4 protein-coding genes are annotated in these 2,103 nt (G+C 41.2%); 3 read left to right on the forward strand and 1 reads right to left on the reverse strand.

The annotated features are described in order from the left end of the window. The coding region (locus ACIR310F_RS22070) for a hypothetical protein (RefSeq protein WP_196803200.1) at positions 1 to 279 on the reverse strand (279 nt) is incomplete at its 3' end. A 170-nt stretch (positions 280 to 449) separates the two neighbouring features. Between ACIR310F_RS22070 and ACIR310F_RS0110240 the strand changes: the two genes are divergently transcribed. The 3 genes from ACIR310F_RS0110240 (at position 450) to ACIR310F_RS0110250 (ending at position 1,948) form a co-directional block, all read left to right on the forward strand. Beyond that, positions 450 to 944, forward strand: coding sequence for a photosystem I reaction center subunit III (locus ACIR310F_RS0110240; protein ID WP_028083753.1), 495 nt, complete (start codon positions 450 to 452; stop codon positions 942 to 944). A 39-nt stretch (positions 945 to 983) separates the two neighbouring features. After that, complete coding sequence (gene psaJ / locus ACIR310F_RS0110245; protein ID WP_015079100.1) at positions 984 to 1,130, forward strand: photosystem I reaction center subunit IX; 147 nt, start codon at positions 984 to 986, stop codon at positions 1,128 to 1,130. A gap of 353 nt (positions 1,131 to 1,483) precedes the next feature. Beyond that, complete coding sequence (locus ACIR310F_RS0110250) at positions 1,484 to 1,948, forward strand: photosystem I reaction center subunit XI (protein ID WP_028083754.1); 465 nt, start codon at positions 1,484 to 1,486, stop codon at positions 1,946 to 1,948. Positions 1,949 to 2,103: the final 155 nt, after the last annotated feature.

Here is a 2,103-nt window from a genome sequence, read left to right on the forward strand (position 1 = left end):
CAAGAATGACAACTGACAACTGACAACTGACAACTGACAACTGACAACTGACAACTGACAACTGACAACTGACCACTGACAACTGACCACTGACAACTGACAACTGACCACTGACAACTGACAACTGACCACTGACAACTGACAACTGACAACTGACAACTGACAACTGACCACTGACCACTGACAACTGACAACTGACAACTGACAACTGACAACTGACAACTGACAACTGACCACTGACCACTGACAACTGACCACTGACCACTGACCACTGACCACTGCCTCTTTCCTATATTTTGATTGAGAAGCTTTAACTTTTGTTGACTTAAACTTTACTCTATTCCCAGCCAAGAGTATGATAACTTCCTAGTTATCTAAAATAAAGACTGTACAAGCCGCTTCGTTTTGTACAAGGAACTTCTCGTTTTGTAACAAAAGGAAACAACTCCATGACACGATTGTTTGCTTTGCTTTTGGCGATGACTCTTTGGTTCAATTTTGCTCCTCCAGCACAAGCGCTAGGGGCTAACCTTGTACCTTGTAAAGACTCTCCCGCCTTTCAAGAGCTAGCACTAAATGCCCGCAATACCACCTCTGACCCCGAATCAGGTAAAAAGCGGTTTGAACGTTATTCTCAGGCTCTCTGTGGACCTGAGGGCTATCCCCACTTGATTGTAGATGGCAGCCTGAATCATGCTGGAGATTTCCTGATCCCCAGTATTCTTTTCCTCTACATTGCTGGTTGGATTGGTTGGGTAGGCCGTGCTTATTTACAAGCGATTAAAAACGGAGCGAATGCCGAACAAAAAGAAATCCAAATTGATTTCGGTATTGCTCTACCTATTATCACCTCTGGTTTTGCTTGGCCAGCAGCAGCAATTAAGGAATTTCTCTCCGGCGAGCTAACAGCCAAAGATTCAGAAATTACCGTTTCGCCACGTTAATTCACTTGTTTTCACTCACTTATTCTGGAGACTAAATTCATGGCTGAAAAAGGTAACGAAACTAACTACTTGATTACATTCATCTCTACTGCTCCCGTTGCGGCAACTATTTGGTTGACAATCACAGCAGGGATTTTGATTGAATTTAATCGCTTCTTCCCTGACCTACTTTTTCACCCTCTATAGGCTGAAAATACGGTTCATAAAAGCTAATTTACTTAGTTTTTGCTGGTAGATTGTCTGATTGAGTGATCAAACCGAATTAGGTAAAAGTATACCTCAAATCGGCAATCTTAACTAATGTATGAAACTCGTTATGTTGTCGCTTGGAAAGCGGGTTTCATACTTTCCTTGATTAGAAAGTGGCAAAAGTAATTTTTCTGAACTTCCTCAATGGCAGTTTTCAGGGAAATTATTTTCTAATTTATTTCTAATATAGAAGTGCCAACTCTCTAATTTAAAGGCAAGCAGACAACATAACTCAAGCAGTAAGTTGATCAAAAACCAACAAGAGTGATTCAAGGAATCTAAAAATACTTATGGCAATAGCAGCAGGACGTGATCCGCAAAAAGGCGATCTAGAAACCCCCATCAATTCCGCTCCTTTGGTGAAGTGGTTTATTAGCAACTTGCCAGCATACCGCGCTGGTTTAAATCCTTTTAGACGGGGTTTGGAAGTTGGTATGGCTCATGGATACTTGCTATTTGGACCTTTTGACAAATTAGGTCCTTTACGTAACGCTCCCAACGCTAACTTAGCTGGTTTATTGGGCAGTGTTGGCTTAGTTGTGATTTTAACAGCTTGCCTATCCTTATATGCAAATAGCAATCCTGATAAAGCCCTTGCTAGTATTGCTGTACCTAATCCTCCAGTTGATGCTTTCAACTCCAAGGAAAGCTGGAATAATTTCGCCAGTGCTTTCTTAATTGGTGGTATCGGTGGTGCAGTAGTCGCTTTCTTCTTGACAGGTAATTCTGGTTTAATCCAAGGTTTATTGGGCTAATTTGATTTTTGGTAATGGGTAGTAGTTAGTAATTTTACCCATTACCAATTAACGTACTTAAGTGAGTAAACGGAAAAAACCGACACAAGTAACGAAAAGTAAAGTTACCCAAAACCTGTTCCCTGTTCCCTGTTCCCTGTTCCCTTGTCATAACG

Origin of the sequence: Dolichospermum circinale AWQC310F, from assembly GCF_000426925.1 — a bacterium.
In the GTDB taxonomy this organism is placed as follows: Bacteria; Cyanobacteriota; Cyanobacteriia; order Cyanobacteriales; family Nostocaceae; genus Dolichospermum; species Dolichospermum circinale.

What these genes read in the sequence shown, in the direction of transcription:
- ACIR310F_RS0110240 (WP_028083753.1), top strand. Translation starts at nt 450, where the DNA reads ATGACACGATTGTTTGCTTTGCTTTTGGCGATGACTCTTTGGTTCAAT.
- psaJ (WP_015079100.1), top strand. Translation starts at nt 984, where the DNA reads ATGGCTGAAAAAGGTAACGAAACTAACTACTTGATTACATTCATCTCT.
- ACIR310F_RS0110250 (WP_028083754.1), top strand. Translation starts at nt 1,484, where the DNA reads ATGGCAATAGCAGCAGGACGTGATCCGCAAAAAGGCGATCTAGAAACC.